Here is a 26,209-nt window from a genome sequence, read left to right on the forward strand (position 1 = left end):
CGGGCCGGCCTACGGCTCGAACTTGTACCCGAGGCCGCGGACCGTCACCAGGTAGCGCGGCGCGCCCGGGTCCGGCTCGATCTTCGCCCGCAGTCGCTTGACGTGGACGTCGAGGGTCTTGGTGTCGCCGACGTAGTCCGCGCCCCAGACCCGGTCGATGAGCTGCATCCGGGTGAGCACGCGCCCGGCGTTGCGCAGCAGCATCTCCAGCAGGTCGAACTCCTTCAGCGGGAGGTCCACCTTGCCGCCGCCGACGGTGACCACGTGCCGGTCCACGTCCATCCGGACCGGACCGGCCTCCAGGGCGGCCGGCGAGATCTCCTCCGGCTCGCCACGGCGGCGCAGCACCGCACGGATACGGGCGACCAGCTCCCGGGAGGAGAAGGGCTTGGTCACATAGTCGTCGGCACCTATTTCCAGGCCGACCACCTTGTCGATCTCGCTGTCCTTGGCGGTCACCATGATCACCGGGACATTGGACTTGAGCCGAAGCTGGCGGCAGACCTCGGTGCCGGGCAGGCCCGGCAGCATCAGGTCGAGCAGTACCAGGTCGGCGCCGTTGCGCTCGAACTCGTCCAGCGCGTCGGGCCCGGTCGCGGAGATCGCGACCTCGAAGCCCTCCTTGCGGAGCATGTACGACAGCGCGTCGCTGAAGGACTCTTCGTCCTCTACGACGAGTACGCGGGTCACGGGAGGACCTCCGGGGCGGGGATGTGTTCGGGGAGGGTCTGGAAGAGCTTGTCGTCCGTCGGCTCGTCGACGGCGTCGTCGTACTGCTCGTCCGGGTCGGAACGGGCGGACGGGTGGGACCGTTCCGGCTGGTGGGGCAGGTCGGAGCGGTCGGATCGGTCCGATCCGGAGCCCGGTTCCGGGGGACGGCCGCGGGCTGCCTCGGGCAGGCGCAGCGTGAAGGTGGAGCCCTGTCCCTCGGCGCTCCACACCGTGACCTCCCCGCCGTGCGAGGCAGCCACGTGTTTGACGATGGACAGTCCGAGACCGGTGCCGCCGGTGGCCCGCGAGCGCGCCGGGTCGACCCGGTAGAAGCGCTCGAAGACCCGTTCGCGGTCCCGCTCGGAGATGCCGATGCCCTGGTCGGTCACGGAGATCTCGATCAGATCCCCGCCGGCCGCGCTGATCCGGCGGCCGGCGATGCCGACCCGGGTGCGGGCCGGACTGTAGTTGACGGCGTTCTCGACGAGATTGCCGAGGGCGGCGGCGAGCTGGCCCCGGTTGCCCCAGATGAAGAGATCGGGGGTGGTGCCGGTGGCCATGGTGATCTGCTTGGAGTTGGCGGGCTGCCGGCAGCGGTCGACGGCCTCGGCGACGAGGTCGTCCACGGCGACCGGCTCGGCGTCGACGAGGGCGTCGTCGTCCTGGACCCGGGACAGGTCGATGATCTCCTGCACCAGGCTGGTCAGCCGGGTGGCCTCGATCTGCATGCGGCCGGCGAAGCGGTTGACCGCCTCGGGGTCGTCGGACGCGTCCATCACCGCTTCGGAGAGCAGCGAAAGGGCGCCGACCGGGGTCTTCAGCTCGTGGCTGACATTCGCCACGAAGTCGCGGCGCACCGCCTCGATCCGGCGGGCCTCGGTCAGGTCCTCCACCAGCAGCAGCACCAGCCGGGAGCCCAGCGGGGCGACCCGGGCGGAGACCGCCAGCCCCTCGCCCCGGCCGGCACCGCGGCGTGGCAGGTCCAGCTCGACCTGGCGTATCTCACCGTCCCTGCGGGTCTCGCGGGCCATCTGGAGCATCTGGTCGACGGCCAGCCGGCCGCCGCGGACCAGCCCGAGGGCGTACGCCGCCGAGCTGGCCTTGACCACGGTGTCGCCTTCGTCGAGGACGACGGCGGAGGAACGGAGCACGGACAGGACGGTGTCCACGCCCGGCGGTAGTACAGCGGTCATGTTGTCGGTCCGTTGCGCTTTGCGGGTGGGCCGGGCCTGTTCCCGCTCGCTCCACCGGAACGCGAGTACGGCGCTGGCGCCGGTCAGGAGACCGGCTATCGCGCTGGCGGCGGCTACTGCCGCGTTCACGTCCACACCTACAGGTTAGGTGGCCTGCTCAATTGCTTTACAACCCCGGGAGCGAGCTCTCGGATGTACGTTGCCAAGAGTTCACCTTGAGGAAGGTCCTGATTCATCTGCGAGGCGCGATCGGTACGCGTACACCCATCAGCGTGTGAGCGTGGAGGAGAAGCCTCTCTTTTGAGCACAGTTTCTGAGCACACGTTTCGGCCACGGCATGTGTGCCCTCGGCCTGTACGGAAGGAAAGCGATGCGGGACGCATACCACGAGGAGCTTGACTCGATCGGTGACGGGCTGGTCGAGATGGCCCGGCTGGTCGGGTCCGCGATCGGCCGTGCCACCACCGCGATGCTGGACGCGGACCTCAAGGTCGCGGAGAGCGTGATCGCCGCGGACGAGAAGGTCGACGACCTCCAGCGCGAGCTGGAGAACCGCGCGATCACGCTGCTGGCCCGGCAGCAGCCGGTCGCCACCGATCTGCGGATCGTCGTGACGAGCCTGCGGATGAGCGCCGACCTGGAGCGCTCCGGCGACCTGGCCCGGCACGTGGCCAAGCTCGCCCGGCTGCGCTTCCCGGAGTCGGCCGTGCCGCGCGACCTGCACAGCACCATCTTGGAGATGGGCCAGCTCGCGCAGCGGCTGATGGCGAAGGCCGCCGAGGTGATCATCACCAAGGACGTCGACGACGCGCTCCAGCTCGAAGCGGACGACGACCGCATGGACGAGTTGCACCGCACGCTCTTCCAGCACCTCCTCGACGACCGCTGGAAGCACGGCATCGAGACCGCGGTCGACGTCACACTGGTCGGCCGGTACTACGAGCGCTTCGCCGACCACGCGGTCTCGGTCGCCAAGCGGGTGGTCTACCTGGTGACGGGCGAGCACGCGGACGAGCTGAGCCCGACCCCGACGTCGGTCGAGGGCGCGTAACGGCGGGGGCGCGCGCGTCTTACGGTGAGGCGCGTCCTACGGCGGGTCGGTCAGCGACTGCGGGCCGGCGGCGGCGCACGGCAGGGCCGCCGGGTCCGGGTCCTGGTCAACGGTCGACAGTCGCGGCCCGGGGCCGGCGGCGTGGGGCGCGCGACGGCCAGGCGGAGGGGGGCGCGCGCGACGTCGGCGCCTGCCCGGGATGCGCTCGTGCGCCCTTGAACACCGGAACACGCCGGGGTTCACTGGTGGTCAGGCAAGCCTGAGGAGGGTGTCACCGATGCCGCAGTCCCCCACCCCACCGCCCGTCCGCGACCGCGACCGCCCCGCGCCAGAGAACGCGTCCCCCCTGCGCACCCCGCTCCCCCTGGTCGCCGCCTGCGGCTGCGGCTCGGGCTGCGGCTGCGGCTGCCAGTCCGGCAGCCCCTGCCAGTGCAGCGGCTGCTCCCACTAGGTCCTCCCACCAGCACGCGTATCCAGGCTCCGCCCGGTCGACCGGGCGGAGCCCACGCATGCCGGGGCCGGCAGCCCAGCGGGCCGGTGCAGCCGCGCCGGCGTACGTCCGCGCGGGAGCCAACCGGCCGTCACGTCGGCGGTGAGCTGCCGCCCGCGAGGGCATGAGGTGGATCTGGGGCCAGCACACGACCAGCGAGGCGGAGCGCGCCGAGATCGCCGCCTCGCCACTGCGGGCCGCCACCGAGCAACCGGCCGACCTGCCCCCGGTCCTGGTGCTCACCGGCGAGGCGGACGTGCTGCGCGCCGCGGGCGTACCGGTCACCGCTGTCCGCTACCAGCGGCATCATCCCCAACTCCGTAATGGTCGACGCCCTCCGCGAAACCCACGCCGCCCAGGCCACGATCGCCCTCGCCGCCACCACCCTCCACGACGCGCTCCATGCCTGACCCCACCCCGCCACCCAGCTCCGACAGGGGAAATCACAACGGCGGTGGCGGCGCGCAACGCTTCCGCTGCCGCCGTCGCCTGAACTCCCCGACGGGGATCGGAAGTGCCACGAGCAGGGGAATGAAGGCCACTTGCCGCCACGACTCGCCAAAGACCCACCGATCCACGGCGACACAGAAAACAGCCCAGGCGCACAGCGCAATGATCAGCAGACGCCAACGCCTTCGCTCGCCCATCCCATCCCCCACCGCCCGACCCGCGCGAGACCCCTCCCCGAACGCAGGCCGGCGCAGGCACCTGCCTACTGGCTCCCCTGCCTACGCCACAACCAAGCCTCAGGAAAGGGAGGTTCCCCGCGTCCGTCGCCGGCACCGCCACGCCTGATCGCCCACAGACGGCCCCGAACGCACGCATGCCCCCTTCCCGCGGACGAACCCGCAGGCAGGGGGCATGGTCGGGGTGGCAGGGCTACTTCTTGCCCTGGTTGCTGGGGGGTGGGGGTGAGCTGGGTTTCTCAGGTCGGAGCTGATGTCGTGCGTGCCAGAGGGTCGTCAACGGTCGTCGTTGGGCACCCCCGAGCGGCGTCGGACGGCCCAGAGACGGCCCGGCAGACGATCAAGCCCCTACGGGCGCGCCCAATCATCGAGCCTGAGCTTCACCTGGTGATTGTGATCGGCATGCCAGATCACCCGGCCCGTGACCACGGCATCCACGGGGGGTAGATCCATCTCGTGCGGCATAGCCGTGATCTCGGCCAGGCCCAGAGCATTGGGCACGCCATCGATCCGGATGAACACGCCGAATGGTTGGCGACCGATGACACGGCCGCCGACCGATGCTCCGATCGGCAGAGCAGACACGGTCGCCGGCCAACTTCGGCGGATATCCTCTTGCACCGAGAATCCGAGCTCCGGCGGCCACGTGTACTCGGACATGAGGCAAATCATGCCAGCAAGAGGCCGCACCGCTCATCCCTACCCCGGAAGACCAGTGCAGCGGCCCTGGCCGCGACCATGTGGGGCACCGTACGGCGCCTTTGAGGCCGGGCCGGCTACTCGTCCTCGAACTCCTCGACGGACGGCGGCAATCGGTACTGCCGTTCCACGTCGGCGAGGCGGGCCCAACGCACCTCCTCGATCGCGTCGGGGTCCGCGCAGACGACGGCGTGCGCCGGCACCACAAGGTCGTCGGGCAACGGCTCTATCCCTCTGATCCGTACGGCGACTGAGCCGACAACGTATGTCGAGCAACCGGCCCTGTTCGGCTCGATCCGCCACCAGTACCGACGGGGCACCTCCTTGGCTCGCATCGGTCTGGTCGCCAGATGCACCCAGCGGTCGTAGTTGGTGAGCGCGGTCCGCACTTCCATGCCGCACTTGGGGCACTCGTCGGGCTCGATCGACTCGAAGCCCTCCGGACCTGGGTCGGGCCTTGGCCGGGCCGTTGCCCCGTCGATTCCCGCCATCTCATTGGCAAGCCGGTTCCAACACGGATCGCACCGCACCACCTCAAGCGGTATCGCCACTCCGCGCTTCTGCGCCGGCCGGCTCGGATCACCGCAGTCCTCACACACATGCCGCTGTTCGGTGCGCCCACCACCCATACCTTCGAGTGTGAGCACGTGGGTGCGGGGAGCAATAGGGCGAGTTCAAGCCCAATCCTGCCGGTTTGACGGTGGCCGGCGCGTGACGGCTACGCGTCCTCGTCGTCTTCCAGCCCGAAGCTCTCGGGGATGGACATCATCGCCTCCCGGAGACGCAGCTGGGTCTCCCCTGCCGCTACCTGCCGAAAGAGCTGCGCCAGCCCCCGCCGGTCCTCATCGCTGAGCCCATCGAACTGTGCCGCAACATCTTCGAACCACGTGGTGGCCAGGTCCGGGTCGACCTCATCATCGGTCGTCATATCGATGGCACTGATCATCTGCGCCATCGCCTTCACCACTGTCCTCAGCAACTCATCACTCACGCTGGCGCCTCCCATGCCCCTCGTCCATGCGCAGAGGCTAATGAGAGACCGGGGCCAATCGTAGGCGACCCTGGCGCACTTGACCCCCAGATCACGGGTCCAAGCGTTTCCGCAGTTCAGTGGAATTCTGGTTCATGCCCGGCCGCGTGCCCGAGCCGGCGTTGTTCGGTCGCGCGCACAGCGTGTGGTCCCAAAGTGGTCCCGGAGAATCCGCGTTACGTTCCGCGCTCGGACGCCGCACCTGGCAGCCGACCACATCCGGAATCGCCATGAACCCACCACCTACATGCGTCACCGTCGAAATCCGTCCCCGTGGCCTGCCAATCACTCTCATTGGGACAGCCGGTTGCACGCTCACACTCTGGGCCGCTGCTCGGCCGAGATCGTGGTCCCTGTGGCGTTTGCGACCATCTTCGACATCCGCGTCCGTCGCCGCACCGCCGCGCCTGACGGCCCACAGGCCGCCCCGGACACGCGCATGCCCCCTTCCCGCGGAGAACCCGCAGGCAGGGGGCATGGTCGGGCTCGAAGGGCTACTTCGCGCCCTGGTTCTCGCCGAACGAGGGAGCGACCTTGGGTCATCCCAAGTCAGGCCCATTGACGCCCCGGCGGCAGCGGTCGTCAACAGTCGACATCGGCCAGCTCCTTAGCACTCTCGCACGGCCCGGGGACGGCCCAGCTTTGCCCCGGTGCAGGGCCGCGTGACAGCAGGGCAGCTTCTGATGCGGCGCGTCTGAACCTCAGCCGCCGACTGTCAGACACGACCGCGGGTGCGACGATCGATCAGGCGCGCGTGTGCCTCGCTGCACCCCCACCACCTCAGCCTCGCTGCCGGTGCCGTAGACCAGAGCAAGCCACGCCGACGGAAGCGCCGCTGTGGTAAAGGGCCTTGGCTTCCGGCGTTGCTACACCGACGCACCGCCATGCACCCAAAGGCTACGAGTTGGCTTCCCGGAGATACCGTGCTCGGTCCAGCAGATATTCACTGAACCGCTGAGATTTCGTTGCCCTCTCCAAAATGACGCCTTCTCGCTGAAGGTAAGCACCAGACCACCTTTTGAGCTTCTCGAAAAGATCCTTGAGTACCACGTCGACCACCGCAGCATTCGCCGATGATAGTGCACGAAGTTGCTGCGGTCGACGAACGGGGGAACCATTCAGTAGCTCTACAATGAGCATCGACAGATGGAACTTTAGGTTGCTTTTCTGCGAGACGTTCGCTTCGGCAGCTTCAGACAGGATGAAACTATCTACTTGACGCTGAAGCTTGGCAGCCCAGAGGTAGACTTGGAGGTCGATTGACGAATTGAAAACAAGCCGATAATCCTCGTCGTTCTTCAGTAGCGATGACGGCTTGCCGCGCGACTTGTCGGGTCGCGCCAGACCCATCGCGGTGACAGATGCCCCGAGAAATTGGATGCTTACAATCTTTGCGGGATCTTTCCCGTCGTTCTTGTAATAACCCTTTCTCCTGTCGTAGTACCAACCTTGAGTCAAGAAGTAATTTTCAATATTGCGCTGAACTTCGTCGGTTGCGCGAAGAGAGGCATCCGTAATTGCAGTCTGCCGGTTCGTGGCCCTGATCACCAGGTCCCTCGTTGCGGCATCATCGGTCACGATGATCCGAACCAGCAACATGCGCTCTCCGGCTTCTGCCGAATCGCCACCCCTGAGCGACTCGAATATTTCGTGGCTCGTTTGCAGGCCGTTTACAATTTGAATATTCGAGAGTGAGTATGTTTTGGCGGTGCTGGTGGCTTCGCTGCAAATGATGGTGACGCCGTTGTTCAGCCACCAGAACTCGGGGCTATCAGACGACGTAAGGGACTGGCGAATCTCCTGATTCACCGACACACTCCCTTGATAATCCCTCACGTTCCACTCGAAGAGGTGGCGACGAAGGCGTCCGTTATCGTCGACGATAAGATCGTAATAGTCCCTCAACTTTACGATAGCTACGTGCGACTCCCCGCTCGTGGCGCTTTCCTGGTAGTTCATTGCAAGAGTGTACGGCGGGCGCTCGTTGTATCTCGCCAGCAGTTCCTTGTCGCCCAGAAGCTCCACAGATACTGTCCGCGCATCGGGAACGGACGAAGTGATCACTTGCTTCAAGGCGCTCAGCTTAGCCTCAAATTGCGGCGTGATACTACTGGAGTCGCCCGGAGTTGCGTAGATGACGTTCACGCTGATCCGGGGTCGGCGGGTGATCAGCTTCTCCCAGGCGTCGCGGAAGATGGCAAATCGCGTGAGGAGAGTAGGGTTGTACAGAACGGACAAGGAATCGATCGACAGCGATAGGTCCAGCAGCCGACGCATAGTGTTCTCAAGCTTCTCCGCCACGTCCTCGGCGAAGCTAGGCGTTCTCTTCGCTTGGATTATCCAGAGTTCCAAGTTTCTATCTTGGCCAAAATCGGACGGGCGGCTCGTTTCCGAGACAACGTCTGAATCCTCATCTAGCAATGCGTCATCGAAAAAAACATAGACTGAGTCGATCGCACCGTCCTGCCCCCCTCCTACGACACCAGCTTCAATTTCCTCAATCCCGAGCCCAAAAGACCGCAATGACAATTCCGAGGAAAAGACCTCGAAAGCGATTCCTCCGTCAGCAGCAGGAAGGTTCTCCTCTTTCCATGCGTCAAAGATTCGCAGGATCAAGGTCTGCGCATTACTGGGCATCTTCGGCATTGAAGGATTCCCCCCATCAAAGGCACTATTCCACTGAATGTAGCATCGGTGTACGCCTCGATGCAGAAGTTTGCCGCATCTACAAGGCCTCCGTCGCCTGCAGGCGTTCCGGGATCTGGATGGCTGAGGCCTCTCAGCACCAGGGCGCACCTGGCATCAGACACTGATTGCTGTGAGCGCAGCACGGGCTTCGGCCGGGCTGGAGCGGGGCGGAGACAGGAGCGGGTGCGGCCGGAAGCCGGACGAGCGCCCGGCGGGGCGGAGCGCAGCCGGGTGCGTTGAACTCGTAGAGAAGGTTTGTTACTCAGTGGGGGGACGGTGAAACCCCGGCCGTCGCGTCTGCTGGCGGTGCCGGGGGTCTGGTACGAACGAAGTTCAGGTCGCGTGGTGGGCGGTCCAGTCTCCGCGGGCTGCGATGAGGGCGGGGCGGACTTCGTGGTCAAGGTGGTCTGCTTGGGCGCGGAGTTTGGCGGCGATGTCGGAGTTGGGCGGGGTTGAGGGCGCCACCTCGGCGGGGCATCATCCGCCCGACGTCGACCGGCCTACGGCTCCGGCTGCGGCTGGCTCTCGGCCAGGAACCCGCCGACGTGGCGACCTCAGCCGAACGGCTCCAGCCCGCCTGGGGAGTCCACGCCATCTACGTGACAGTTGGTCAAGCCCGGCGTGGTCGAACTATGGCGTCGGCTTCGACGTCCTGCGGAAGGTCCGCATGCCGCGTCGTGCGCCCGGCGGTCTACTCAAGCTGCCGGTGGCACTGCGGGAGGACGCGACGGCTTTCGTGCGGGACTACCGCGCGATACCCCACCAATTCACCCTCGGCGCCACCCTGGCGGACAAGTCCATCTACCTGCGCCACCTGGTCGCCGGGCTCGCACCCCAACCAGTCGCCCCGGTCGGCATCGACTGCAAACGGGGCGTCGACTCGCGCCCTTCGCCTCCCAGTTGTCCGCACTCGCCAGCGACCCACGTTCGGGCCTTCGGCAGAGCCCCGATCGCCTTCGCGCGGACACGGCCCCGGACACGCGCATGCCCCCTTCCCGCGGACGAACCCGCAGGTCGGGGGCATGGTCGGGGTGGACGGGCTACTTCTTGCCCTGGTTCTTGACCGCTTCGATCGCGGCGGCCGCGGCGTCGGGGTCGAGGTAGGTGCCGCCGGGGGTGACCGGGCGGAAGTCGGTGTCGAGGTCGTAGGCGAGGGGGATGCCGGTGGGGATGTTCAGGCCGGCGATGTCGGCGTCGGAGATGCTGTCGAGGTGCTTGACGAGGGCCCGCAGCGAGTTGCCGTGGGCGACCACGAGCACGGTGCGGCCGGTGAGCAGGTCGGGCACGATGCCGTCGTACCAGTACGGGAGCATCCGCTCGACGACGTCCTTGAGGCACTCGGTGCGGGGACGCAGCTCCGGCGGGATCGTGGCGTAGCGCGGGTCGTCGGACTGGGAGTACTCGGCGCCGTCGGCGAGCACCGGCGGCGGGGTGTCGTAGGAACGGCGCCAGAGCATGAACTGCTCCTCGCCGAACTCCGCGAGGGTCTGCGCCTTGTCCTTGCCCTGGAGGGCACCGTAGTGCCGCTCGTTCAGCCGCCAGGAGCGCCGCACCGGAACCCACAGCCGGTCGGCCGCCTCCAGGGCGAGCTGGGAGGTGCGGATCGCGCGCTTGAGTACGGAGGTGTGCAGCACGTCGGGGAGCAGGCCGGCGTCCTTGAGCAGCTCGCCGCCCCGGACCGCCTCCTTCTCACCCTTGTCGTTGAGGTTGACGTCCACCCAGCCGGTGAAGAGGTTCTTCGCGTTCCACTCACTCTCGCCGTGGCGGAGCAGGATCAGCTTGTACGCAGCAGCAGCCATGCCTCTGAGCGTAATGGAAATCGAGTGGCGCCCCGCGACCGGCCTATGTAATCTGCGCATCGTGAGAGCGACTATTACATCGACGGTGCGGGAGACCATGTCGGGGCTGCCCCGGCAGTTCTGGTGGTTGTGGACAAGCACCCTGGTCAACCGGCTGGGCGGCTTCGTCGCGACCTTCCTCGCGCTGTACCTGACGGCGCAGCGCGGCTACTCCCCTTCGTACGCCGGGCTGGTGGCCGCGCTCTACGGCCTGGGCGGGGCCGGCGGCGCCGTGCTCGGCGGGGTGCTGGCCGACCGGATCGGGCGCCGGATCACCCTGCTCACCGCGCAGGTCGGCGCCGCCGCGGCCACCGCCGTGCTCGGCCTGGTCACCGCACCGCTCGCCGTCGCCGCGGTCGCCGCGCTCCTCGGCCTCGTCGGCAACGCCTCCCGCCCCGCGCTCTCCGCGATGATCTCCGACCTGGTGCCGCCGGAGGACCGGGTGCGCGCGTTCTCCCTCAACTACTGGGCGATCAACATAGGGTTCGGCGTCTCGGCGGCCGTCGCGGGCTTCGTCGCCGCCGAGGGCTACCTCTGGCTGTTCCTCGGCGACGCGGTCACCACGCTGCTGTGTGCGCTGGTGGTCTTCGCCAAGGTCCGGGAGACGCTGCCGAACGACGTGCCGAGCGCCGCGCCGAATGCCGCGCCGAGCACCGCGCCACGTGCCGCGCCGCACGCCACGTCGGGTGCCGCGCCCGGCCGCAGGGCCGCACGCACCGCCGCGGCCGGGAAGCGCGATCCGCGCACCACCACCGGCCCCGCGCGCCCGATCACCCTCGCCGACGTCGCCCGCGACCGCCGCTTCATGGCCGTGGTCGGCCTGACCTTCCTGGTCGGCGCGGTGATGCAGCAGGGCTCCTCCACCCTCGCGGTCGACATGGGCGCCGACGGCTACTCCGCGCGGCAGTACGGCCTGGTGATCGCGCTGAACGGCCTGGTGATCGTGCTGCTCCAGATCCCGCTCACCCGGGCACTGCGTTCGCGCAGCGCGGCCGGCCTGCTGGCCACGGGGTCGCTGCTGATGGCCTGGGGGTTCGGGGCCACCGCCTTCGCCGGGTCCGTGGCGGTCTACGCGCTGACCGTCGTGATCTGGACGGTCGGCGAGATCGTGCACGCCCCCGCGTCCATGTCGGTGGTCGCCGACCTCGCCCCCGCCTCCGCGCGCGGCCGCTACCAGGGCATGTTCTCGCTGTCCTGGTCCGCCGCCGCCTTCGCCGGGCCGCTCGCGGGCGGCGTCACCCTGGACCACCTCGGGCGGGGCGCCGTCTGGTGGGGATGCGCGGCCGTCGGCACCCTGGCGGGCGCGGGCTACTACGGCCTGCTCCGTACACGTACGTCGCCGCTTCTCGCGGAGGTGCCCGCTCCGGCGGCGCCGCTTCTCGCGGAGGTGCCCGCTCCGGCGGCGCCGCTCGCCGCACAGACGCCAACACCCGTCGCGCCGACCGGGAACGACCTCGACCCGGTCTGACCGCACCCGCCTCCGCACTGCCCTCGCACCGCCTCCGCCCGCCCCGCCACGCACCCCCACCACGCACCCCCGCCACGCACCCCCTTCACCGCAGCAGTTCGCGCTGCGCCCGGTACAGATCCGCGGGGACGTCCGCGGCCGGACCGGGGGCACCGTAGGACTGGAGTCTGGTGTCGAGCGGGCCGGCGAAGTCGGGGGTGTCGGTCTGGGCGAACTCGGTGACCTCGGAGACCGCGACCGTCGCGCTGCGCGGGGCGACCTCGTCGATGCGGACGCAGCCCGCCCGGCCGTTGGTGACGGTGATGTTCCAGTGGGTGAACCGGGCGCCGTAGAGCGGCCCGGCGGTCAGGTCGCCACCGTGCCGGCCGTCGTTCTCGCAGCTGATGTCGGTACGCACGCAGGCGAACGGCAGCCCGCGATGGGTGTCGAAAGTCCCCATCTCCATCCGCCCGCCCGCCCAGACGTTGTAGGACGACAGCCCCTCCACGTTGATGCCGTGCAGCTGGGCGTCGGGCGGGGCCGGGGTGGTGCGGCGCTCGACGGCGAAGTCGGTGACGAGGTTGTCGTGCGAGCCCTCGCGGCAGGCGTACGCGTGGTGGCAGCCGCGGCCGGCCACGCGGGTACGCCGGAAGGTGGTGGCCTTCGCCGCGACCATCAGAAAGCCGTTGTCGACGTCGACCGCGTGCACATCGTCCACCCAGCAGTCCCAAGTGCATTGCGCGGCAAGGCCGTTCCAGCCCCGGTCCCGCAGGTGCGGGCCCTGCTCGCCGGCCGCCGTCGCGATCGTCAGGCCCTCCACCCCGGAGCCGGTCAGCGGCCGCACGCAGGTGGTGAACGTCGGTTGCCACTCCGAGCGGGTGTCCAGCGGCAGCGGCCGGTCGAGGCCGATCTCGTCCCCGTCGACGGACACGATCCGCACCGGCCACTCGTACGGCAGGTACGACAGCAGCTTCGTCTTGTCCGACCAGTCGTACGCCGCCGCGCCCGGCACATCGCCGGCCATGTGCCGCAGCAGGCCATGGGACGGGGTGTCGGCGTACTGCAGCAGGACCCGGTCGCCGGCCCGCAGCGACGAGGGGTCGTCCACCCGCACGCTCCAACTGCCCTGCCGGGACTGCGTGGTGACCCGGGCCAGCGGCTCGAAGTCCGTTCGGCGGTTGCCGGTCCAGCCCTCGAACGGCCAGTCCCGCTCGCGGATCGCGCCGGTCAACTCGCGGTAGCGGGCCGCCGGACACATCCAGACCAGGCCGCCCGCCCACGACCAGCTGGACTTGTCGCCGCCGTACCTGCTGCCGTAGCCACCGACGATCTCCTCCAGCGGGCGGGTCGCGTACAGCGTGGTCCGCCCACTGCCCGCGCCCCGCAGCGCGGTACCGCTCCAGCCGACCTGCACCACGTCGTCGATCCGGTACGTGCCGGGGCCCAGCAGCACCTCCCCGCCGCCGGACTCCCCCACCTCACGCAGTGCCCGGTTGATCGCGGGCGCCGCGTCCGCCGTGCCGTCCGCCCGTGCACCGAACTCCTCGACGCGCGCCCGGAGTTGGCGCCGGGGGAAGTCGGTGGCGCCGTCCGCGCAGCCGGCCTGCGCCACGTAGGGGATCTGCGGGTGCGCGTAGGGATTCGCCGCGAACTCCGCCCACATCCCGCCGCCCGGGTGCTCCGCCATGACCCCGCCCTTCCACCGAGTTCATGAATCTGAATACGATTCACTCATGCGTCCGCCGGTACGATACGCGGGATGGCTTCCGACGGGAACGGGGAAGACCCGCCTGCCGCGGATTCCTCCAGCAGACGTGGACGTCTGGGGAGAGGGCGGGCGCCGGGGTGGGCGGCGGCCCGCTACTCCTCGGAGGACGGCCTGGTCAGGTGGGTGAACGCGTCCAGGTTTCGGGTGGACTCGCCGCGGGCCACCCGCCAGGCGTACTCCTTGCGGATCGCGGACGCGAAGCCGAGTTCGAGCAGCACGTTGAAGGAGCCGTCCGCGTTCTCCAGGACCGCGCCCAGGAGCCGGTCGACCTCCGCCGGAGTGACGGCGGCCAGCGGGAGCCGGCCGGCGAGGTAGACGTCGCCGAGCCGGTCGATGGCGTAACCGACGCCGTACGTACGGAGGTTGCGTTCGAGCAGCCAGCGGTGGAAGGCGTCGTGGTTCTCGTCGGGGTGGCGGATCACGAAGGCGTTGAGGGAGAGGGTGTGCTCGCCGACGATGAGCTGGGTGGTGGTGGACAGCTTGCGGGTGCCCGGGAGTTGGGTGACGTACGTGCCCACGCGGGGTGACTCCCACGGGAGTTCGGCCTCGCGCAGCGCCTGCTCCACCGCCGCCCGGGCGCGGGCGGCGGCCGGCGACGGCGCACGGCCGGCGTCCGCGGGCTCCGGCGGCTCGGCAGACCCCTCCGGCGCGGAGGACGCGGACGGCTCGCTCGGCGCGCTCGGCGCGCTCGGCGCGGAGGACTCCGTGGACTTCGGGGGCTCCGTGGACTCGGGGTGCTCCGGGGAAGCGTCAGCCATGGGCCGATCGTAGGTGACGCCGGTGCTCCTGCTGCGCCGCCGCGTACACCTCGGCCGTGTCCGCCGCCGCGGCGCCCCAGCCGAAGCCGCGGGCGTGCCGGGCCGCTGCCGCGCCGAGGTCGTCCGCGAGGTGCGGGTGGTCGACGAAGCGCCGCAGCGCCTCGGCGTAGTCCCGCGGGTCGTGCCCGGGGACGAGGAAGCCGGTGCGGCCGTCGGCGACCGCGACCGGCAGCCCGCCGACCGCGGCGGCGACCACCGGGGTGCCGCACGCCTGCGCCTCGATCGCGACCAGCCCGAAGGACTCGCTGTAGGACGGCATGACCAGGACCGTCGCCGCGCGGTACCAGTCCGCGAGCCGCGCCTGGTCCACCGGCGGCTGGAACCGGATGACGTCGCACACGCCGAGCCGCGCGGCCAGCTTGTGCAGCGCCTCGGGCTTGGCCAGCCCGCTGCCGCTGGGGCCGCCGACGATCGGCACGACCAGCCGCTCGCGCAGCGCCGGGTCGCGCTCCAGCAGCACGGCCACGGCGCGGACCAGCACGTCGGGCGCCTTCAGCGGCTGTATCCGCCCGGCGAAGAGCGGGATCACCGCGTCCTGCGGCAGCCCGAGCCGGGCCCGGGCGGCGGACCGCCCGCCGGCGTCGGGCCGGAAGCGGTCGAGGTTCACACCGGGGTGGACGACGGCGACCTTGCCGGGCGCCGCGTCGTAGTGCCGCGCCAGCTCGGCGGCCTCCTCGTCGGTGTTCGCGATCAGCCGGTCAGCGGCCGCCACCACCTGCGTCTCGCCGATCACCCGGGCGGTCGGCTCGGGGCAGTCGTCGGCGGCGAGCGCGGCGTTCTTCACCTTGGCCATGGTGTGCATGGCGTGCACCAGGGGTACGCCCCAGCGCTCGGCGGCCAGCCAGCCAACATGGCCGGAGAGCCAGTAGTGGGAGTGCACCAGGTCGTAGTGCCCCGGGCGGTGACCGGCCCACGCCTGCATCACGCCGTGCGTGAACGCGCAGAGCTGGGCCGGCAGGTCCTCCTTGGCGAGCCCTTCGTACGGGCCGGCGTCCACGTGCCGCACCAGCACGCCGGGGGCCAGCTCGACCGCGGGGGGCGCGCCGCCGGTGGTGGCCCGGGTGAAGATCTCCACCTCGATGTCCCGCTCGGCCAGCCGTCTGGCCAGCTCCACGATGTACACGTTCATGCCGCCGGCGTCGCCGGTGCCCGGCTGGTGCAGAGGAGAGGTGTGCACGCTCAGCATCGCCACCCGCCGTACCCGGCGCCCGACCGTCCACCTCTTGTGCGGGGTTCCGCGGCGCGCGCCGAGCCGGGACGTGTACGTGGTCACCATGCGATCCTTCCGGCAGCCGTACCCCCGTCGTCAACCTCGCACAACACCGGAATGTGCGATTCCATTTCCGATCTTCCGCACCGATGTCAGGTCGTTACCACGGCGCCCGGGGTCACGATCGGCATGACCCACGTGACCGGCCATGACCGTACCCGTGCCGGTACGACGACGGCGTGACCGTGCGCTCCCTCGTGCGAAGCCCCGTGCCCGGCGGCCGGCGCCCGGTGTATCGCGCGGCCGGGCCCTTCGCGGGGCGCATGCCCCCGGTCCGCCCGTTCACGCTCGTCCGGTCCGCCCGTTCACGCTCGTCTACCCTCGTGCCCATGAGCGGCGGGCGCGCGGTGGGCGCGGTGGGCACGGTGACCAGGGGCACCACCAACCCCAACCGCCTGCGCCGGATGGACCGCTGGATCGCCGCCACCCTCGCCCGGGAGCTGCGCGGCGCCGCCGACCCGCTCGCCGTCGACCTCGGATACGGCGCCGCGCCCTGGACCGCCGTCGAGCTGCTGACGCGGCTGCGCCGGGTACGGCCGCAGGCCGAGGTGGTCGGCGTCGAGATCGAGCCCGCCCGGGTCGCCGCGGCACTCCCCTATATCCGCGACGGCCTGACCTTCCTGCACGGCGGCTTCGAACTCCCGCTGCCCGGCGGCCGCCGCCCCCTGCTGATCCGCGCGGCGAACGTGCTGCGCCAGTACGACGAGGCCGAGGTGGCCGGCGTCTGGGCCGCGCTACGGGCCCGGCTGGCACCCGGCGGCCTGCTGGTCGAGGGCACCTGCGACGAGATCGGGCGCCGGCACGTCTGGGTCGCGCTCGGCCCGGAGGGTCCGCGCAGCATCACCTTCGCGACCCGGCTCGGCTCGCTCCACCGCCCGTCCGACCTCGCGGAGCGCCTCCCCAAGGCGCTCATCCACCACAACGTGCCGGGCGAACCCGTCCACGCCTTCCTCACGGCGTTCGACCGCGCCTGGGCGTCCGCGGCGCCCCTCTCCTCGCTCGGCGCGCGGCAGCGCTGGATCAGGGCGGTACGCGACCTGCGCGACCAGGGCTGGCCGGTGCGCGACGGCCCCACCCGCTGGCGCCAGGGCGAGATCACGCTGGCGTGGGAGTCCGTCGCGCCGTGAGAGGCCGCGCCTCGCGGGGTCCGGGGCGCCCCGAGAAGGACCCTGGACCCGGAAGAGGGTCGCGTACGCCACACGGTTGCACCCGTCACGCGTGACCTTGGTCATGGGCGGATACCCCCATTGGCTCCCAAACCGCCCGCCCGTACCGGCATATGGCACGGGGGATTCACTTTCGGCACTCCCGTCCCGTCCGCTTGAACCACTAGGGTCGCCAGACCGAGACCTCAGGGGGAGGGAAGGAGCCGAGTGATGTCCGCTGCCAGGCGCGGCACCGAACGGCCCTCGGACACCCACCGCGGTGCCCAGGGCCGTGCAGGCGTGCCCGCGGACGCCTCGACGCGGCACGACGCTCCCCAGGAGCCCCCGGCGCCGGAACCGGCACCGGCCTCCTCGTCCGATCCGGCGCCCGCAGGCGCGACCGCCACCGGCTCCACCGCCGCCGGTCAGACGCTGGCGCTGCCCCGGCAGCGCCAGGACACCGTCCCGGACCCGCTCGTACTGACCCTGCTGGTGATCGGCGACGACCCGGCCGGCGCGTTCACCGCGCCCTACTTCCACGAGTCGGGCGGCCCCCGTATCCGCGTGCTGCGGGCGCGCAACCTGACCGCGGCGGGGCGGCTGCTCACCGACGACGTGCACTGCATCCTGCTCGATCTGCCGGACGTGCTCGGCGGCCTCCAGCAGGTGCTGCGACTGGCGCCGGGCACCGCGGTCCTCGTCCTCACCGACGGCACGGACGACGGGGAGACCGCCGCCGAGGCGGTCCGGGTCGGCGCGCAGGACCACCTCGTACGGGACAGCGTGGACGGTGGGACCGTCACCCGCGCCGTGCGCTACGCGGTGGAGCGCAAACGCGCCGACCTCGCGCAGCGCCAGCTCACCCAGACCCGGCTGCTCGCCCAGGAGAACCGGCGGTTGGAGCGCGGGCTGCTGCCCACCCCGCTGCTGGAGGGCGCGACCGGGCTGCGGTTCGCCTCGCGCTACCGGCCGGGCCGCAGCCGGGCCCTGCTCGGCGGCGACTTCTACGACACGGTGCGCACCCCCGACGGGACCGTGCACGCGATGATCGGCGACGTGTGCGGGCACGGCCCGGACGCTGCCGCGCTCGGCGTGGAACTGCGGATCGCCTGGCGGGCGCTGACCTTCGCCGGGCTGGGCGGCGAGGAACTGCTGCGCACCATGCAGGACGTGCTGGTGCACGAGCGGGCCGACGAGGAGATCTTCGCCACGTTGTGCGCGGTCGACATCGCGCCGGACGGCCGCTCGGCCGAGCTGCACCTGGCCGGGCACCCGGCCCCGATGCTCGCCGCCCCCGACCGGCCGCCGGCGTTGCTGCCGTTCGAGGCGGGCGGGCCGGCGCTCGGGCTGCTGCCGGACGCCTCCTGGGACCGGATCGGGGTCCGGCTGGACGGCGAGTGGTCGCTGATGCTCTACACCGACGGCCTGATCGAGGGCCGGATCGGCAAGGGCACGCAGCGGCTGGGCCAGGAGGGCATGATCGGGCTCGCCGGGCAGTTGATGGCCGCGGGCCTCGGCGGTGAGGAACTGCTGGACGCGACCATGGCGAAGGTGCGCGAACTCAACGGTGGTGAGCTGACGGACGACGTGGCCGTGGTGCTGCTGGAGCGGCAGGCGTAGGACCCGGTACGGACTCTCAGCGGCGGCCGTTGTACGGGCCGTACGGGCCGTCGCTGCTGCTGCCCCCGCTGCGGCTGCCGCCACGGCGACCGAAGCGGCCACCGCCGCCACCGGCGCTACGCCCACGGCCGCTGACGGCGCGGACCGCCGGGCGGACGTCGACCATGTACACGATCACGGCGATCAGGCCGATGACCGGCAGGAACGACATGATGCTGAACAGCTTCATCACCGCGGCCGCGATGCCGAGGATGATCAGCCAGAACGCCTTGGTGTTCTTGTCCGCTGCCCGATAGGCGTCCTCACGACGGATCGCCGCGTCGACGAACGCGAAGAGCGCGAAGAGGAAAAGCGCCAACGAGATCAGGCCGACCACCGAAAAGAACGCTGTGATCAGCAAGTCGTCCACCGCCTCTCAGTCACTGTCTGGTCATGGCCACCGTACCGGTCCTACCCACCTAACGGACCGGGCGCGCATCCGGTGCCCGGTCCATCGGTCGGTCTTCACCTCGTGCGGCCCCGGTCGGTCCCGGTCGGCCGCGCCGAGGCGGGCGGGTCACTCCGCCGGCTTGCGCGGGGTGGTACGGCGCTGGGCGGCCGGCTTCTTCGGGGCGGCGGGCTTGGGGGACTCGGTCGCGGCCTTGCCCGACTGCGGCTTCGGCTTGGCGGCGGACGCCGAGGCCGATCCGGATGCCGAGCCGGACTTCGACGTGTGCCCCACGGCGGGAAAGTCCACGACCTCGTCGGCCTGCTCGCCACGCCACTTCGCCACGGCGTCCTTGCCGCGCACGGCCAGCTCGTCGTACGTCTCGCGGGTGCGCACCGCGTACTCCGCGGCGCGGCCGACGCCCTGGAGCGCGAAGCCCTGCACGGACTCGCCGATCTTGCGGAGGTCCGGCCGCAGCTCCTTCAGGTCCAGGTCGGAGAAGGTCTCGTTGAGCTTGCTCTGGGCGTCCTTGGCTCCCTCGGTGACGCGCTGCTGCACGTCCTTCGGGTCCGTCGCCCGCAGCTTCTCGAACCGCTCGGGCGCCTGCTCGCGCAGCTTCTCCAGCAGGCCCGGGACCTCCCGCAGCTTCTCCGCGGCCAGGTCCGCGGTGCCCGCGACCGCGTAGAGCGGGGTCGGGTTGCGCAGGCCCTTCACGATGTCATCGGTGATCGTCATTGCTCTCGTCCCTCTTCTTCCTTGCTTCGTCGCTTGCACGTCACTTGCTCATCGCTTGCTTTGTCACTCGTTCGGCGGTTGCCCGCCGGTCCTGCCGGGTGCTGCCCGGCCCGCCACCACCGAAGCGGCCGCCCCGTCCCGACCCGCTTCCCACGCGGCGCCCGTGCCGTCCGCCCCCTCAGGGGCCGCGGCGTTCTCCTTGCGGAAGGACTCGTAGATCTGGATCAGCACCTGCTTCTGCCGTTCGTTGATCGACGGGTCGGCCAGGATCGCCGCCGGCACCTCCAGCTCGTCCCGCTCCCGCGCGTCGAGCATTCCCGCCTGCACGTAGAGGGTCTCCGCCGATATCCGCAGCGCCTTCGCCAGCTGCTGCAGGATCTCCGCGCTCGGCTTCCGCAGCCCGCGCTCGATCTGGCTCAGATAGGGGTTCGACACCCCCGCGGCATCAGCGAGCTGCCGCAGGCTCAACTGCGCGCTGCGCCGCTGCTCCCGCAGGAACTCCCCCAGCTCGCCCACCTTCAACGCACCCATATCCCCAGCGTGCCCCACCCCGCTAACTTTTGCAAGCAACCCGCTTGCAACTGTTTCCCTCCACCCGCCGGGGGGTGGTGACAGGGGTCGGTGGGGGTGGCACCGTGGGGCGGATGGGTGCGGATGAGGTGGTCACGGCGGAGGACGGGACGCGGTTGTGGGCGACCCGGGGCGGCGAGGGGGCCCCGGTGGTGTGCTGCCACGGTGGGCCCGGGTTGTGGGACTTCTTGGGGGACCTGGCCGGGCTGCTGGCGGACCGGGCCACCGTGTACCGCTGGGACCAGCGCGGATGCGGGCGGTCGCAGCGGCGCGGGCCGTACTCGGTCGCCCGGTCGGTGGCCGACCTGGATGCCGTACGGCGCCACTTCGGGCTGGAGCGGATGGCGCTCCTGGGGCATTCGTACGGGGCCCAACTGGCCCTTCAGTACGCGCTGGACCACCCCGAGCGGGTCAGCGCGCTGGTCTACGTCTCCGGCAGCGGGATCGACGCGCGCGACACCTGGCGGTCGGCCTACCACCGGAACCTGCGCGCCAACCTCGGTGCGGACGTGGACCGTTGGGAGGCGCTCGGCGACCGCGAGCAGCGCACCGAGGCGGAGATCCGGGAGTGGTGCGTGCTGCAGTGGTCGGCCGACTACGCCGACCGGGAGAAGGCGCGGGAACAGGCCGAGGAATCGGCCACACCCTGGTTCGGCGTCAACTTCGCCTGCAACGCGACCGTCAACGCCGACGTGAACCGCACCTCGGGCACACCCGAACTGCTCGCGGCCTGCCAGGAGTTGGAGGTGCCCGTGCTGATCGTGCACGGCGCCGAGGACATCCGGCCGGACTGGGCGCTCGACTCGTTGGAGCAGGCCCTCCCCCGGGTCTCCCGGACGCTGCTCGACGGCGCCGGCCACCTCCCCTGGGTGGAGCGGCCCCACGCGTTCCGCGCCGTGGTCGGCGACTTCCTGGCCCGCGAACTCCCCTTCCACGGAAGGTGAGTTCGCCGGCGGACCGACGTGGCTCCGCCCGTGGACGCGCCGGTGCTACGGACCTTCGTGGCGCAGGGATCGCAGGGGTGGGGTGGTGAGGGCGGCGAGGCCGGCCAGCCAGGCGAGGGTGGCGCAGAGGGCGATCGCGGGTCTGGGGCCGGAGGCGTGTGCGAGCCAGCCGAGGGCGTTGTTGCCGACCACCAGGGCGAGGCTCTGGACGAGTGCGAGGAGCGACTGGACGCGGGACAGGTGTGTGTCGGGGGCGCCCGCGAGGACCAGGGGGCCCAGGTGGCAGGCGAACACGCCCGAGCCGGTGCCGACGAGGACGGCCGCGGCGACGGCGGCGGCCGGGGCGGACGCCGGAACGGCCGCGAGCGCGGCGGCTCCCACCGCCGCGGACACCAGCCCCAGGCCCGCGCCCGCGCCGATCCGCCGCAGCGGTCCGCGACGGGCGGCCACCAGCGCGGCCAGGAGTACGCCGGCGCCCTGACCGGCGGCGACCAGGCCCGCCGTACCCGGCCCCCAGCCGTCGGACCGCGCCAGCAGCGGCGCGAGCAGGCCGACCACGGGGAGCACTCCGGCGGCGGCCACGGCCGTCAGGAGCAGCGCGGGACGCAGCACGGGATCGGCCGCGGCCAGCCGCACCCCGCCGGCGATCCCCGCGAACAGGCTTTCCGTACAAGGGACTTCCCGACCCGGAACGTCCCGACGCTGGTCTTCCCGGCCCAGGGCTTCCCGACCCGGAACGTCCCCGCCCGGAACGTCCCCGCCCGGGTCCTCCCGACGCGGCGACCGTCGCGCCTCGGCGGCCGGCCGCACCCACGCCATGACGGCGAGGACCGCCGCGAACGTGGCCGCGTCGACCAGCGCGGTGCCGCTCAGGCCCGCCACCGCGACCAGCACCGCCCCCAGCGGAGCCCCGAGCAGGGCGGCGACCTGGCCGCCGGCCTGCCGCACGGCCAGCGCCCGGGGCAGTTGCTCCTTGCCCACCAGGCGGCGCGGCATGGACCCCGTCGCGGGCAGATAGAACGCGTCCACCGTCCCGACAACCGTGGCGAACCCGAGCAGCATCGCCGGCGGCGTGCCCCACGCCCGGCCCGCCACAGCGAGAGCGAGTACGGCCGCGAGCATCACCACGTCCCCAGCGATCATCACCCGGCGCGCCCCGAAGCGGTCCCCGACGGCCCCGCCCACCAGCAGGAACACGGTCCGGGGCAGCGTGATCGCGGTCAGCACCAGCGCGGCCGTCCGGCCGCCGTGCGCACTGGCCGCCCACCCCAGGGCGAAGGCGAGAGCCGCGTCACCTGCCAGCGAGGCCCGGGTCCCCGCGAGCCAGAGCAGGTACGACCGGGGAAGCGCCGTCCGCGCGGGAGGGGGGACGACCGGGTCGGTGGTGTCGAGTGAGGCCATGGCCGCCGACCGTAGGGCCCTCAAGTCGGTCGAGGGCCAGTCCGCGCTTCGCACCACGCACCGCGGGGAGTTCGCCCGCGCGGGTACGGGCACGCACCCGCAACGCGGTCCGGACGGCGCGCACCGCCCGAACCGCGCCCCAACCACGCCCGCTACCTGCCGAGTTCGGCCGGTTCCGCGATCCGCGTCAGCTTCCGCGGGTTCCGCACCACGTAGATCCGGGTGATCCGCCCGTCCGCCACCACGAGGCTCACCGCGGCCGGCTCGCCGTCGAGCTCGATCCGGACCGCGGCCGCGCCGATGAGCCGCACCGTCGCCACACACACCTCACCGGGGTGGTGGGGGCCGTCGGCCCTCGCTCTCCGTCAGCGCTTGCGCGGCTGGTTGAAGCGCAGGAGGTTGCCGGCCGGGTCGCGGAAGGCGCAGTCGCGGACGCCGTACGGCTGGTCGACCGGCTCCTGGAGCACCTCGGCGCCCGCCGCGCGGATGCGCTCGAAGGTCGCGTCCACGTCGTCGGTGGCGAAGATCACGCCGCGCAGCATCCCCTTGGCGAGCAGTTCGGCCATCGCGTCCTTGTCGGCGGGCGAGGCGTTCGGGTTCGCGAGCGGCGGTTCGAGCACGATCTCCACGTCCGGCTGCGACGGCGAGCCGACCGTCACCCAGCGCATCCCCTCGAACCCGACGTCGTTGCGCACCTCGAGACCGAGCACATCGCGGTAGAACGCAAGCGCCTTGTCGTGGTCGTCGACGGCGATGAAGCACTGCGAAAGCCTGATGTCCATGGACTTCACGCTACGGGCGGGCGGCGGAATCCGCGCCTCCACGCCCGGCCGGACCGTTGCGCACCGGCCGGGTGAGGATCTTGGCCACGCACGCCGGGATGGCCGCGCCCGGGTCATGGCTGCGGGCCCGGTACGCGCTCGGGCTCTCGCCGACCAGTTCGGTGAAGCGCGAGCTGAACGACCCCAGCGACGTACAGCCGACCGCGAAGCAGACGTCCGTCACGCTCAGGTCGCCCCGCCGCAGCAGCGCCTTGGCCCGTTCGATCCTGCGGGTCATCAGGTAGCTGTACGGGGTCTCGCCGAAGGCGGCGCGGAAGCTGCGGGAGAAGTGCCCGGGAGACATCAGCGCGACCCGCGCCAGCGCCGGCACGTCGAGGGGCTGTGCGTAGTCGCGGTCCATCGCGTCTCTGGCCTTGCGGAGCCGGACGAGGTCCTCGATCATCACCCGGCCAGTCTACGGCCGGCCCGCGGGCCCACCGGGTGCGCCGCCCGGGCCGGTGAGGAGGGCCTCGGCGTGCTTGCGGAAGGCGGTCACCAGCCGGCTGTGGTCGCCGGCGCGGGTGGCCAGCACCACGTGGCTCGGTTCGACGCCTTCGAGCGGGATCAGGGCCAGGTCGGGGCGGGGGCCGATCGTGCCGGAGCCGAGCGGCACGATCGCCACGGCCTGCCCGGCGGCGATCAGCTCGATCTTGTCCTCGACGGAGTCCACCACGGGACCGCCGGGCGCGGAGCTGCCGTCGGGGCGGGGGTCGATCCGCCAGAAGGCGTTCCAGGCGGGGTCGGCGACGCGGGGCATGGGTTCGTCGGCGACGTCGTCGAGGGTGACCGACTCCCGCCCGGCGAGGCGGTGGTCGTAGGGCACCAGCAGGACGCGCGGCTCGTCGTAGAGGACCGTCACGTGCAGCCGGCCGGTGGCGAACGGCAGCCGGGTGACCACCGCGTCCATCCGGTGGTCGCGCAGAGCCTCACCCGCTTCGTGCCAGAGCAGGTGGTGGGTGCGCACGTCGGCGTCCGGGTGCTTGCGACGCAGCTCGCGCACGGCCGGGGTGATGATGATGTTCGTGATGTAGCCGATGGTGATACGGCTGGGCTCGGCGGCGGCGCGGGCCCGCGCGGAAGCCTGGGCGGCGGAGCGCAGCAGCGCCCGCGCGAGCGGGAGGAAGACCTCGCCGGCCCCGGTGAGCCGGCTGCCCTGCGGGGTGCGGTCCAGCAGGCGGGCGCCGACCTGCTCCTCCAGGCGGCTGATCTGGCGGCTCAGCGAGGACTGGGTGAGGTGGAGGGCCGCGGCGGCCCGCCCGAAGTGCCGGTGCTCGGCGACGGCGGCGAAGGAGCGCACGAGCCGCAGGTCGAGGTCCTCGCGGGGCACGGGCGGGTCTGTCATGACTTCAGCGTAGCGGCCGCACCTGGCCGCTTCACCGCTTGCCTACGGCCTGACCTGCGATGTTGCGAATATCGGGATGCGCATTCCGGAACATTCATTGGACCCGTGGCGCCGCTCGCCCGCAAGGTGGCAGCACGGGCCGGGCGCCACCGTACGGCCGTCCCGGGCACGTCGCGGACGGCCCGGCCCGTGGCAACGCGACCGGCACGAGCGGACAAGCGGAACGAGCGGAACGAGCCGACCATGAACGAGATCTGGATTCTGGGAGCGACCGGCCGGACCGGACGCGCGATCGCCGCGCTGCTGGCGGCGGGTGACGCCCCGCTGGTCCTGGTGGGACGCGATGCCGTGCGGCTGCGCGAGCTGGCCGGGACGATCGGCGGCACCTCGCGAACCGTGGTGATCGGCCCGGCCGCCGGAACCGAAGGGGCGGCCGGGCCCCATGGCACAGCCGATACCCATGGATCGGCTGATGCCAATGGCACAGCCGGCAACCGTGGTTCAGCCCGTACCAATGGCACAGGCGATGCCCGCCGGGGACGTACCAACGGTTCCGCCGCCACCGTCGCCGCGATCACCGCGCAGCTCGCGGCGGCCGCGCCCGCCGTGGTCGTCAACACGATCGGCCCGTTCACGGAGACGGCGCTGCCGATCGCCCGCGCGTGCCCGCCCGGCACCCACTACCTCGATCTCGCCAACGAACTCCTCGCGGTCACCGGGTTGCTCGGGTTGCACGACGAGGCCGCCGCCGACGGCCGCTGCCTGGTGACCGGCGCCGGGTTCGGCGTGCTCGCCACCGAGAGCGTCGTGCTGAAGCTGTGCGCGGGCCGGCCGGCGCCGGCGCGGGTGCGGGTCGACGCGCTGGCGGCGGTCGAGAACGAGCCCGGCGCGATCGGGGCCGCGCTGGCGGCGAGCATCGTCGACGCGATCTCGGTCGGCGGGCGCCGTTACGAGCGGGGGCGACTGGTGTCCGCCCGGCTCGGCGGCGACTTCGAGCGGTTCGCCCTGCCCGACGGTTCGGCGGCCCACAGCGCCGGCGGCCCGTCCGGCGAGCTGGAGGCGGCCCACCGGGCCAGCGGGGCGCCCTTCGTGGTCGCCGCGTCGGGCGCGATGCCGGCCGGGCGGGCGATCCGCGCGGTGCTGCCGGCGGCGGCCTTCCTGCTGGCGCGCCGCCCGCTCGGCAACGCGGTGAAGCGCCGCTTCGCCCGGGTCCAGGTCGGCCCCGGCGAACGGAACCGGGAGTTCTCCTGGGCGCGCGCCCTGGTCCAGGACGCCGACGGCGGCCACCGCGAAGGGTGGCTGCGGGCGGGCGACGGCATGTCGTTCACGGCCGCGGTGGCCTCGGAGGTCGCGAGCCGCCTCGCGCGGGGCGAGGGGAAGCCCGGGGCGTACACGCCCGGCGCGCTCTTCGGCCCCGAGCTGGCCGAGGCGGCCGGCGGGACCTTCCTCCTCGACGAGGCGACGGTCTGAGCCGGTCTGAGCCGGTCTGAGCCGGTCCGCGGCGTGCTCGGCCCG

General features: G+C 71.4%; 23 protein-coding genes and 3 pseudogenes. 8 read left to right on the forward strand and 18 right to left on the reverse strand.

Going from position 1 to position 26,209, the window contains the following annotated elements; genetic code table 11:
- Positions 1 to 9: 9 nt before the first annotated feature.
- A complete protein-coding gene (locus tag OG896_RS16415; RefSeq protein WP_031525271.1) occupies positions 10 to 690 on the reverse strand; it encodes a response regulator transcription factor in 681 nt (226 codons plus the stop codon).
- Entirely contained in the window at positions 687 to 2,039 is a 1,353-nt protein-coding gene (locus OG896_RS16420) for a sensor histidine kinase (RefSeq protein WP_329366180.1), read from the reverse strand. Before OG896_RS16420 ends, OG896_RS16415 begins: the two co-directional genes overlap by 4 nt.
- Before the next feature lie 235 nt (positions 2,040 to 2,274).
- Here OG896_RS16420 and phoU point away from each other — a divergent pair, with 235 nt between their 5' ends.
- Positions 2,275 to 2,955: a phosphate signaling complex protein PhoU gene (phoU, locus tag OG896_RS16425; RefSeq protein WP_328467578.1), complete on the forward strand. Its 681-nt coding sequence runs from the start codon at positions 2,275 to 2,277 to the stop codon at positions 2,953 to 2,955.
- Positions 2,956 to 3,560: 605 nt separating this feature from the next.
- Positions 3,561 to 3,855, forward strand: a pseudogene (locus tag OG896_RS16430) (alpha/beta hydrolase fold domain-containing protein); the annotation flags it as partial.
- Between the two features lie 624 nt (positions 3,856 to 4,479).
- Here OG896_RS16430 and OG896_RS16435 read toward each other — a convergent pair.
- The 4 genes from OG896_RS16435 to OG896_RS16450 form a co-directional block, all read right to left on the reverse strand.
- On the reverse strand, positions 4,480 to 4,791 hold the full coding sequence (locus OG896_RS16435) for a hypothetical protein (RefSeq protein ID WP_329366183.1): 312 nt from the start codon (positions 4,789 to 4,791) through the stop codon (positions 4,480 to 4,482).
- A gap of 116 nt (positions 4,792 to 4,907) precedes the next feature.
- On the reverse strand, positions 4,908 to 5,051 hold the full coding sequence (locus tag OG896_RS16440; protein ID WP_329366184.1) for a hypothetical protein: 144 nt from the start codon (positions 5,049 to 5,051) through the stop codon (positions 4,908 to 4,910).
- A gap of 497 nt (positions 5,052 to 5,548) precedes the next feature.
- Positions 5,549 to 5,821 (reverse strand): hypothetical protein, encoded by a 273-nt coding sequence (locus OG896_RS16445; protein WP_329366186.1) that lies wholly within the window; start codon positions 5,819 to 5,821, stop codon positions 5,549 to 5,551.
- 936 nt (positions 5,822 to 6,757) lie between these two features.
- Entirely contained in the window at positions 6,758 to 8,506 is a 1,749-nt protein-coding gene (locus tag OG896_RS16450) for an AIPR family protein (RefSeq protein WP_329366188.1), read from the reverse strand.
- 503 nt (positions 8,507 to 9,009) lie between these two features.
- On the opposite strand from OG896_RS16450, the pseudogene OG896_RS16455 reads away from it, so the two are divergent.
- Positions 9,010 to 9,472: pseudogene (locus tag OG896_RS16455) on the forward strand (FtsK/SpoIIIE domain-containing protein); the annotation flags it as partial.
- Between the two features lie 116 nt (positions 9,473 to 9,588).
- On the opposite strand, the gene OG896_RS16460 reads toward OG896_RS16455, so the two are convergent.
- A complete protein-coding gene (locus OG896_RS16460; protein ID WP_329366190.1) occupies positions 9,589 to 10,347 on the reverse strand; it encodes a phosphoglyceromutase in 759 nt (252 codons plus the stop codon).
- Positions 10,348 to 10,444: 97 nt separating this feature from the next.
- Here OG896_RS16460 and OG896_RS16465 point away from each other — a divergent pair, with 97 nt between their 5' ends.
- Positions 10,445 to 11,854 carry an MDR family MFS transporter gene (locus OG896_RS16465; protein ID WP_329374069.1) on the forward strand — a complete coding sequence of 470 codons (1,410 nt, stop codon included), beginning with the start codon at positions 10,445 to 10,447 and terminating at the stop codon, positions 11,852 to 11,854.
- A gap of 85 nt (positions 11,855 to 11,939) precedes the next feature.
- On the opposite strand, the gene OG896_RS16470 is transcribed toward OG896_RS16465, so the two are convergent.
- From OG896_RS16470 to mshA, 3 genes are all read right to left on the reverse strand, one after another.
- The gene (locus OG896_RS16470; protein WP_329366192.1) at positions 11,940 to 13,520 is read right to left on the reverse strand and encodes a glycosyl hydrolase family 28-related protein; all 1,581 of its coding nucleotides are present in this window, start codon (positions 13,518 to 13,520) and stop codon (positions 11,940 to 11,942) included.
- Between the two features lie 173 nt (positions 13,521 to 13,693).
- Positions 13,694 to 14,167 carry a YbjN domain-containing protein gene (locus OG896_RS16475; RefSeq protein ID WP_328474350.1) on the reverse strand — a complete coding sequence of 158 codons (474 nt, stop codon included), beginning with the start codon at positions 14,165 to 14,167 and terminating at the stop codon, positions 13,694 to 13,696.
- Positions 14,168 to 14,351: 184 nt separating this feature from the next.
- Positions 14,352 to 15,692, reverse strand: coding sequence for a D-inositol-3-phosphate glycosyltransferase (gene mshA / locus OG896_RS16480; protein WP_329374072.1), 1,341 nt, complete (start codon positions 15,690 to 15,692; stop codon positions 14,352 to 14,354).
- A gap of 326 nt (positions 15,693 to 16,018) precedes the next feature.
- On the opposite strand from mshA, the gene OG896_RS16485 reads away from it, so the two are divergent.
- Positions 16,019 to 16,816 carry a class I SAM-dependent methyltransferase gene (locus OG896_RS16485; protein ID WP_329366194.1) on the forward strand — a complete coding sequence of 266 codons (798 nt, stop codon included), beginning with the start codon at positions 16,019 to 16,021 and terminating at the stop codon, positions 16,814 to 16,816.
- Positions 16,817 to 17,065: 249 nt separating this feature from the next.
- Positions 17,066 to 18,454, forward strand: a complete 1,389-nt coding sequence (locus OG896_RS16490) for a PP2C family protein-serine/threonine phosphatase (RefSeq protein WP_329366196.1) — start codon at positions 17,066 to 17,068, stop codon at positions 18,452 to 18,454.
- Positions 18,455 to 18,470: 16 nt separating this feature from the next.
- Here OG896_RS16490 and OG896_RS16495 read toward each other — a convergent pair whose 3' ends face one another.
- The 3 genes from OG896_RS16495 to OG896_RS16505 form a co-directional block, all read right to left on the reverse strand.
- A complete protein-coding gene (locus tag OG896_RS16495) occupies positions 18,471 to 18,854 on the reverse strand; it encodes a DUF2516 family protein (RefSeq protein ID WP_328467566.1) in 384 nt (127 codons plus the stop codon).
- A gap of 156 nt (positions 18,855 to 19,010) precedes the next feature.
- Positions 19,011 to 19,616: a hypothetical protein gene (locus tag OG896_RS16500; RefSeq protein ID WP_329366198.1), complete on the reverse strand. Its 606-nt coding sequence runs from the start codon at positions 19,614 to 19,616 to the stop codon at positions 19,011 to 19,013.
- Between the two features lie 63 nt (positions 19,617 to 19,679).
- Complete coding sequence (locus OG896_RS16505; RefSeq protein WP_329366200.1) at positions 19,680 to 20,147, reverse strand: helix-turn-helix domain-containing protein; 468 nt, start codon at positions 20,145 to 20,147, stop codon at positions 19,680 to 19,682.
- 113 nt (positions 20,148 to 20,260) lie between these two features.
- Between OG896_RS16505 and OG896_RS16510 the strand changes: the two genes are divergently transcribed.
- On the forward strand, positions 20,261 to 21,130 hold the full coding sequence (locus OG896_RS16510) for an alpha/beta fold hydrolase (RefSeq protein ID WP_329366202.1): 870 nt from the start codon (positions 20,261 to 20,263) through the stop codon (positions 21,128 to 21,130).
- A gap of 45 nt (positions 21,131 to 21,175) precedes the next feature.
- Here OG896_RS16510 and OG896_RS16515 read toward each other — a convergent pair whose 3' ends face one another.
- The 5 genes and pseudogenes from OG896_RS16515 to OG896_RS16535 form a co-directional block, all read right to left on the reverse strand.
- Positions 21,176 to 22,531 (reverse strand): MFS transporter, encoded by a 1,356-nt coding sequence (locus OG896_RS16515; RefSeq protein ID WP_329366204.1) that lies wholly within the window; start codon positions 22,529 to 22,531, stop codon positions 21,176 to 21,178.
- Between the two features lie 152 nt (positions 22,532 to 22,683).
- Positions 22,684 to 22,845, reverse strand: a pseudogene (locus OG896_RS16520) (RNA polymerase subunit sigma-24); the annotation flags it as partial.
- 51 nt (positions 22,846 to 22,896) lie between these two features.
- Positions 22,897 to 23,313 carry a VOC family protein gene (locus OG896_RS16525; protein ID WP_328467554.1) on the reverse strand — a complete coding sequence of 139 codons (417 nt, stop codon included), beginning with the start codon at positions 23,311 to 23,313 and terminating at the stop codon, positions 22,897 to 22,899.
- Positions 23,314 to 23,323: 10 nt separating this feature from the next.
- The gene (locus tag OG896_RS16530; RefSeq protein ID WP_329366207.1) at positions 23,324 to 23,758 is read right to left on the reverse strand and encodes a helix-turn-helix transcriptional regulator; all 435 of its coding nucleotides are present in this window, start codon (positions 23,756 to 23,758) and stop codon (positions 23,324 to 23,326) included.
- Between the two features lie 9 nt (positions 23,759 to 23,767).
- Positions 23,768 to 24,694, reverse strand: coding sequence for a LysR family transcriptional regulator (locus tag OG896_RS16535; RefSeq protein ID WP_329366208.1), 927 nt, complete (start codon positions 24,692 to 24,694; stop codon positions 23,768 to 23,770).
- 243 nt (positions 24,695 to 24,937) lie between these two features.
- Between OG896_RS16535 and OG896_RS16540 the strand changes: the two genes are divergently transcribed.
- Complete coding sequence (locus OG896_RS16540) at positions 24,938 to 26,164, forward strand: hypothetical protein (RefSeq protein WP_329366209.1); 1,227 nt, start codon at positions 24,938 to 24,940, stop codon at positions 26,162 to 26,164.
- Positions 26,165 to 26,209: the final 45 nt, after the last annotated feature.

This window comes from Streptomyces sp. NBC_00669 (assembly GCF_036226785.1).
Lineage (GTDB): Bacteria > Actinomycetota > Actinomycetes > Streptomycetales > Streptomycetaceae > Actinacidiphila.

Bases quoted from the DNA above. Each gene is read 5' to 3' on its own strand.
- OG896_RS16460 (WP_329366190.1), bottom strand. From the start codon at position 10,347: ATGGCTGCTGCTGCGTACAAGCTGATCCTGCTCCGCCACGGCGAGAGT.
- OG896_RS16435 (WP_329366183.1), bottom strand. From the start codon at position 4,791: ATGTCCGAGTACACGTGGCCGCCGGAGCTCGGATTCTCGGTGCAAGAG.
- OG896_RS16540 (WP_329366209.1), top strand. From the start codon at position 24,938: ATGAACGAGATCTGGATTCTGGGAGCGACCGGCCGGACCGGACGCGCG.
- OG896_RS16515 (WP_329366204.1), bottom strand. From the start codon at position 22,531: ATGGCCTCACTCGACACCACCGACCCGGTCGTCCCCCCTCCCGCGCGG.
- OG896_RS16465 (WP_329374069.1), top strand. From the start codon at position 10,445: ATGTCGGGGCTGCCCCGGCAGTTCTGGTGGTTGTGGACAAGCACCCTG.
- OG896_RS16470 (WP_329366192.1), bottom strand. From the start codon at position 13,520: ATGGCGGAGCACCCGGGCGGCGGGATGTGGGCGGAGTTCGCGGCGAAT.
- phoU (WP_328467578.1), top strand. From the start codon at position 2,275: ATGCGGGACGCATACCACGAGGAGCTTGACTCGATCGGTGACGGGCTG.
- OG896_RS16535 (WP_329366208.1), bottom strand. From the start codon at position 24,694: ATGACAGACCCGCCCGTGCCCCGCGAGGACCTCGACCTGCGGCTCGTG.
- OG896_RS16525 (WP_328467554.1), bottom strand. From the start codon at position 23,313: ATGGACATCAGGCTTTCGCAGTGCTTCATCGCCGTCGACGACCACGAC.
- OG896_RS16450 (WP_329366188.1), bottom strand. From the start codon at position 8,506: ATGCCGAAGATGCCCAGTAATGCGCAGACCTTGATCCTGCGAATCTTT.
- OG896_RS16485 (WP_329366194.1), top strand. From the start codon at position 16,019: ATGAGCGGCGGGCGCGCGGTGGGCGCGGTGGGCACGGTGACCAGGGGC.
- OG896_RS16500 (WP_329366198.1), bottom strand. From the start codon at position 19,616: ATGACGATCACCGATGACATCGTGAAGGGCCTGCGCAACCCGACCCCG.
- OG896_RS16490 (WP_329366196.1), top strand. From the start codon at position 17,066: ATGTCCGCTGCCAGGCGCGGCACCGAACGGCCCTCGGACACCCACCGC.
- OG896_RS16510 (WP_329366202.1), top strand. From the start codon at position 20,261: ATGGGTGCGGATGAGGTGGTCACGGCGGAGGACGGGACGCGGTTGTGG.
- OG896_RS16505 (WP_329366200.1), bottom strand. From the start codon at position 20,147: ATGGGTGCGTTGAAGGTGGGCGAGCTGGGGGAGTTCCTGCGGGAGCAG.